General features: G+C 69.5%; 5 protein-coding genes. All 5 read right to left on the bottom strand.

What is annotated here, in order from left to right:
* Positions 1–11: 11 nt before the first annotated feature.
* Positions 12–707 (bottom strand): TetR/AcrR family transcriptional regulator, encoded by a 696-nt coding sequence (locus V7067_RS13925; protein ID WP_334176506.1) that lies wholly within the window; start codon positions 705–707, stop codon positions 12–14.
* Positions 708–801: 94 nt separating this feature from the next.
* On the bottom strand, positions 802–2,772 hold the full coding sequence (locus tag V7067_RS13920) for a MacB family efflux pump subunit (RefSeq protein WP_334176505.1): 1,971 nt from the start codon (positions 2,770–2,772) through the stop codon (positions 802–804).
* Between the two features lie 12 nt (positions 2,773–2,784).
* Entirely contained in the window at positions 2,785–3,990 is a 1,206-nt protein-coding gene (locus V7067_RS13915) for an efflux RND transporter periplasmic adaptor subunit (RefSeq protein ID WP_334176504.1), read from the bottom strand.
* A 57-nt stretch (positions 3,991–4,047) separates the two neighbouring features.
* Positions 4,048–5,577, bottom strand: coding sequence for an efflux transporter outer membrane subunit (locus tag V7067_RS13910; RefSeq protein WP_334176507.1), 1,530 nt, complete (start codon positions 5,575–5,577; stop codon positions 4,048–4,050).
* A 125-nt stretch (positions 5,578–5,702) separates the two neighbouring features.
* On the bottom strand, positions 5,703–6,857 hold a 1,155-nt coding region (locus V7067_RS13905; RefSeq protein ID WP_334176503.1), incomplete at its 5' end, for an efflux RND transporter permease subunit.

Below are 6,857 nucleotides of genomic sequence, written 5' to 3'. Positions count from 1 at the left end.
GCCGGGCGGGCTCAGGGCCGGGGGCGGATTCCGTCGACGATGATGCGGAAGGCGCCGCGCAGATAGGTCTGGCGGGCGGTGCCGTGCGGGGTGCTGACGCAGCCGCTGCGGCTGGAGATCAGGGGGCTGTAGACGATCGACATCAGCAGGTAGGCCAGTGCCGTGCTGTCGGGCACGACGAGGCGGCCGGCGGCCTGTTCTCCGTCGAGCCATTCGGCCAGCAGGCGCTGGGAAACATCCGAGCCGATTTCGCGCACGATGGCCCGCAGTTCCGGGCTGTTGCGGGCTTCTTCGGAGATGCGCTGCAGCAGTTCGATGCTGGCGGTGGCCTCGATGCAGCCAAGGTCGATGCGGAAGATCGCCGCCAGTGCATCTTCCGGGCTGAGGGCGGAATAGTCGCCGGGCAGGGCCAGAATCATCAGCCGGTGCGCATCGACCACGCTGGCCATCAGCGACACTTTGCTGGCGAAGAACTGGTACAGCGTTTTCTTGGAAATCTGGCAGGCGGCGGCAACGCTGTCCATCGTCAGCCCGGCGTACCCGCGCTCAAGGAAGAGCTGGCGGGCGGCGTGGGTGATGCGGGCGCGGTAGTCTTCGGGCGAGGCCAGACGCGGGCGTCCGCGGCGCCGCGGTGCGGCGGGGGTGCCGCTGCCGGCCCCGGCTTCCTGCTGGCGCTGCAAGGCGGTGTGATCTGCCCCGGCCGTCATCGCTGCCCGCCCGTGCCGCGGCAGTCCGCGGCACCGCTGTTGATCCTGCAATATGCGTACGATGCCGTTTTCAAAGTTACAAGCCGGCGCGCCTTCAGGCGCGGGAGAGGGCGGCCACGGGGTCGAGCCGCGAGGCGTTGCGGGCCGGCAGGTAGCCGAAGGTGATGCCGATCAGGCTGGAACAGCCGAGGGCGGCGACGATCGATGTCGTGGAATAGATCAGCGTGAAGTTGGAGCCGGTGAGCGTGAAGGCCGCGCCGAAGCCGAGGGCGGCGGCGATGCCCAGCGCGCCGCCGATGATGCACACCAGCACCGCCTCGATGAGGAACTGCTGCAGGATGTCGCTGCGCCGCGCCCCCACCGCCATGCGCACGCCGATTTCCGCCACCCGCTCGCTGACCGAGACCAGCATGATGTTCATCACCCCGATGCCGCCGACCATCAGCGAAATCACGGCAATGGCCGCGATCAGCATGGTCAGGGTGTCGGTGGTGCTGGTGATGGTCTGGCGGATGTCGTCGGTGTTGAGGATGAAGAAATCCTTCGTGCCGTGGCGCTGGGTGAGAAAGTCGGTCACGGCCTGCTCGGCGGCAGTCATGGGGGCATCGTCGCGCACCCGCACCGTGATGGAGCGCAGAGACGTGTCGCCCAGAAAGCGCGTCTGCACGGTGGTGTAGGGCAGGTAGACGGAGAGGTTCTGCGAACCGCCGAAGCCGCCCTGCTGGGTGTTGACGACGCCCGTGACCCGCACCGGAACCGTGCCGGCGAAGACGATCTGCCCGATGCCGCTGTCATCGCCGAACAGTGTCTTGCGGGTGTTTTCGTCGATGACGGCATCCTGCCGCCGGTAGCGCACGTCGTCTTCGGTGAAGAGGCGGCCGGTCTGCAGTTTCAGGCCCTTGGCGGAAAAATATTGTGCGCCGACGCCGTTGACGAGGGCGTTCGCCTCCTTGTTGCCGGAGCGCACGGTCGTGGAGGTGGAAACCGTCGGCGTGACGGCAGCCACGAACGGCAACTGGCGCAGGGCATCGGCGTCGGCCACCACCAGCGTGGTGATCCTGGCGGAGCGGATGTCGCCGAAGTCCTTGCCGGCGAAGATCTCCAGCGTGTTGGTGCCGAGACTGGAAATGTTGGCGAGCACCTTCCGGCGCGACCCCTCGCCGAGCGCCACGACACAGACCACGGAGGCGATGCCGATGATGATGCCGAGCATCGTCAGGAAGGTGCGCAGCCGGTGGGCGTTCATGGCCAGCAGTGCCATGCGCAGCGCCTCGGAGAAGCGGTCGGCCATGGCCCGCCAGCGGCCGGCGGCAGCGGGCGGCTGCGCCGGGGCAGCGGCGGGCGATTGCGCTGGTGCGGCGGGCTGCGGGGCCGGCCTGCCGGTCTGGCGGTCGTCGACGATGGCGCCGTCGCTGATTTCCACGATGCGGCCGGCGCGGGCGGCGACGTTCATGTCGTGGGTGACGATGATGACCGTGCGGCCCTCGGCGTTCAGTTCCTCCAGAATGCGCAGCACCTCATCGCCGCTGGCGCGGTCGAGGGCGCCGGTCGGCTCGTCGGCGAGGATGCACTCGCCGCCGTTCATCAGTGCGCGGGCGATGGAGACGCGCTGCTGCTGGCCGCCGGAAAGCTGGCCGGGCCGGTGATCGGCGCGGCTGGCAAGGCCGAGACGCTCAAGCAGGGCGAGGGCGCGGGTGCGGCGCAGGGCCGGCGCCCGGCCGGCATAGATGGCCGGAACCTCGGTGTTGCCGAGGGCCGTCAGTTCGCCGAGCAGGTGATAGCGCTGGAAGATGAAGCCGAAATGCTCGCGGCGCAGCGCCGCCAGTTCGTCCGGCCCGAGGTCGGCCACCTCGCGGCCGCGGATGCGATAGCTGCCGCCGCTCGGCCTGTCGAGGCAGCCGAGGATGTTCATCAGCGTCGACTTGCCGGAGCCGGAGGCGCCGACGATTGCCACCATCTCGCCGGCGGCGATGGTGAGGTCGACATCCTTCAGCACCAGCGTTTCGCCCTCGCCGGCGGGGAAGGCCCGCCGCAGGCCGCGGATTTCGATGAGGGGTTCACTCATGGTCGCGGTCCGTCACAGCATCGGCGGCGGGCCGAAGCGCTGGCCCGATGCCGCGGCGCTGCCGGCCTCGCCCGTCACCACCCGGTCGCCCTTCTCAAGTCCGCTGCGCACCTCCGCCATGATGCGGTTATTGAGGCCGATCTCCACGGCGCGCCCGCTCACGGCGCCATCGGCACCGAGCACGCGGACGGTATAGCGGCCATCCGCCCCGCGGGCGCCGAGGGCGCTGGCGGGAATGGTCAGCACGTCGTGCGCCTCGGCGAGCAGAATGTGCACCTCGGCCGTCATATAGGTGCGCAGCACGCCGTCCGGGTTGGGCACGGTGAAAACGCCGTTGTAGTAGATCGCCTCCGAGGACGATGACGAGGTGGAACTCGACGATGTCGTGGTGCTGAACGAGGAATCGTTGCGCACCGATTCCGGCGCGGGCTCGATGGCGGCGAGCTTTGCCTCGAACCGGCGGTCGGCCTCGCCCAGAATGGTGAACCACACCGCCTGCCCGGGCCGGGTGCTGACGACATCGGCTTCGGAAATCTCGGCCCGCACGGTCATCGCGGTCAGGTCGCCGAGCACGATGATGGTCGGCGCGGACTGGGTGGAGTTGACGGTCTGCCCCTCCTGGCTGACCACCGCCAGAACCGTGCCGTCGATGGGCGCGGTGATGCGGGTATAGCCCAGATTGGCGCGGGCGTTGTCCACGGCCACCCCGGCCTCGGCAATCTGGGCATCGAGCGCGGCGATCTGGGCCGTGGTCGCGGCGACATCGGCAACGGCGCTGTCATAGTCGGCCTGCGAAACGGCGCGCTGGCTCACCATCTTCTGCTGCCGGGCCAGCGTCTGCCGCGCAAGCAGCAGGGTCGCCTCCTTCTCGGCGCGCTGGGCGCGCACGTTGGCAAGGGCGGCCTCGGTGGTGCGCACATCGTTCTGCTGCGTCACCGAGTCGATCTCGGCAATCAGGCTGCCGGCGGTAATCGTGTCGCCGGTCTTCACATGCACCGCGGTGATGCGGCCGGAGGCCTGCGCCCCGACGGCCACCAGCCGCACCGGTTTCAGGATGCCGTTGGCGAGCACCGTTTCCTCGATGCTGCCGACGGTGACCGGCGCGGTCATGACCGTGGCCTGCGGCCGGGCGGAAAAGCCGCTGCGCAGCGCCAGCCCGCCGCCGGCGATGGCCAGCACGGCCAGCCCCCACAGCAGCGGGCGTCGTTTGATCGTCATCGTTTCATACACCCTGCTGGTGCGGACGGGGCGGACGGGGCGGCGGTGCCCCGCAAATCAGGATTTGCCGCGAGCCGGGGTCTCAGCCGGCAGCGGCGCAATGGCCGAAGCCGGCTCCGGCGGGCCGATGCGGCCGATTTCCGGTTTCGGCCATGTCCGGGTGTCGGTCACGACCGGCTTGCTGGCATCGATGACCCCGTCCCACCCGCCGCCGAGCGCCTTGTTGAGGGCGACATAATCGGTGGCGATGGCTGCGCGGCTCTGGATCAGCGCATCTTCGGCCGAATAGAGCGAGCGCTCCGCATCGAGCACATCGAGGAACGACGTGGAGCCGCTCTGGTAGAGCGCGCGCGAAAGCCGGGCGGCATCGCGATAGGCGCCGGCGGCGCTGGCGAGCTTGCCGCGGCGCAGGCGTTCCTGTCCCAGCGCGACAATGGCGTTGTCGACGTCCTCCATCGCCGTCAGCACGGCGGCGTGATAGGCGAGGAAATACTGATCGCGCTGCGCGGCGGCGATATCGACCGCGGCCTTGAGCTGCCCGCCCTCGAACACCGGCACGCTAACCGTGGGGCCGAACGACCAGCTGACCGACGATTGTCTGGCAAGATCGCCGATGCGCACGCCGGAGGTCGAGACCGCACCGGTGAGGCTGACGCTCGGATAGCGGTTGGCGACCGCGTTGCCGACCCTGGCGGTGGACTGCGCCAGCTGGCGCTCGGCCTGCCGCACATCCGGGCGGCTGGAAACGATATCCGCCGGAATGCCCGCCGCCAGCGGCAGGCGCGGCGCGGGGATGGGCTTTGCCGCCTTCATGCGTGCGTTGAGCGCGCCCGGGGCCTGACCGGTGAGAATGCTGAGGCGGTGGACGCTCTCCGCATAGGCGGTTTCCAGCGTCGGGATATCCGCCTCGGTGGAGGCGGCAAGGCCGGTGGCGTTGGCGACATCCATGGCCGAGGCGGCGCCGGCCTCCAGCTTGGTGCGGGTGAGGGCGGCGGTCTCGCGCTGCGAGGCGGCGGTGCGGCGGGCAAGCGCGATGCGCGCCTGATAGCTGCGCGCGGCGACATAGTTGGAGGCAACGTCGCCGATGAGTGTGACCAGCGTCGCGCGCAGTTCCTCGTCCGCGGCATCGGCGCTGTAGCGCGCGGCCTCGATCGTGCGGCGGTTGGCGCCGAAGAGATCGATTTCCCAGCTGGCGTCGAAACCGGCCTGCAGAGTGTTGAACGGACCGGCGATGGTGATGTCGCCGGTATCCGACACGTTGCCGCCGTTGGCGGCGCGGGTGGCGGAGGCGGAGGCGCTGACGCTCGGCGCCAGCGTGCCGCCGGCCTGCCGGTAGGTGGCGCGGGCCTCGCGCACCTTGGCCTTGGCGGTGGCGACGTCGAGGTTGCCGGCGACAGCCTCGTTGATCAGGGCATCGAGCTGCGGGTCGCCCAGCCGCTGCCACCACGCCGCCAGCTGCGGCGTGGCGTCGGTCACGTCGGCCCCCGCCGCGGCGGTGCCGCTCCATTTCGCCGGCGTGGCGATGGCCGGCTTCTGGTAGTCCGGCCCCACCATGCAGCCGGCGAGACTGAGCGCGACCGTGGCCATCAGGGCGAGCCGGGCGGCCTTCGGCAACACGGCGTGGCCGGAAGGGCCGGCGGGGCAGGGGGTCATGATCGTCGCTCGCAGGTGGAAAACGGGGAAAGGCGGCAGGCCGGGCATCCGCAGCACGCTCACGGGGTGCTCTCCGTGGCCTTGCCTGCGGCGTCATCGGCAGGCCGGGCGCGGGCGGGGACGAGGCGGCGCACGGCGACGAACAGCAGCGGCACGAACAGCGCGCCGATGGCGGTGGCCGCCAGCATGCCGCCCATGACGCCGATGCCGATGGCGTTCTGTGCACCGGAGCCGGCACCGGTGGCAATGGCCAGCGGCGTGACGCCGAGGATAAAGGCAAACGAGGTCATCAGGATCGGCCGCAGGCGCTGGCGCGCCGCCTCCAGCGTGGCTTCGGTCAGCGATTGCCCCGCCGCCTGCCGTTCCACCGCGAACTCGACGATGAGAATGGCGTTCTTGGCGGCAAGGCCGATGGTGGTGAGCAGGCCGACCTTGAAATACACATCGTTGCTCTGCCCGAACAGCAATGCCGCCGCCAGCGCGCCGAACACGCCGATCGGCACCGAGAGCATGACGGCAAACGGGATCGACCAGCTTTCGTAAAGCGCAGCGAGGCACAGAAAGACCACCAGAACCGAGATGGCATAGAGCGCGGCCGCCTGACTGCCGGACAGCCGCTCCTGATAGGAAAGCCCGGTCCACTCGTGGGAATAGCCCGCCGGCAGTTCCGTCACCAGCCGGTCGATTTCCGACATGGCATCGCCGGAGGAGACGCCGGAGGCCGCCTCGCCCTGAATTTCCATCGCCGAGACGCCGTTATAGCGCTCCAGCCGCGGCGAGCCGTAGGTCCACCGCCCGGTGGCAAAGGCGGAGAACGGCACCATGTCGCCATCGCTGTTGCGCACATACCAGCGGCCGAGATCGGAGGGCTGCATGCGGAAACCGGCCGCGCTCTGCACATAGACCGGCTTGACGCGGCCACGGTCGATGAAATCGTTTACATAGTCAGAGCCCCACGCGGTCGAAAGCGTGGTGTTGATATCGGAGAGCGACACGCCCAGCGCGGTGGCCTTGCCCTGATCGATGTCGATGGAGAACTGCGGCGTGTCTTCCTGTCCGTTGGGGCGCGTGTTGGCGAGCAGCGCGCTCTGGCCGGCGGCGGCCAGCAGTTTGTTGCGCGTGGCGGTCAGCGCCTCATGGCCGGCGCCGTTGATGTCCTGCAGGAAGAAGCTGAAGCCGTTGGTGTTGCCCATGCCCTGAATGGCCGGCGGCGC

The organism is Pseudoxanthobacter sp., assembly GCF_036822375.1.
Lineage (GTDB): Bacteria > Pseudomonadota > Alphaproteobacteria > Rhizobiales > Segnochrobactraceae > Pseudoxanthobacter.
Note: the sequence above shows the minus strand (reverse complement) of the source record. Positions and strands in the feature narration are given on the sequence as shown.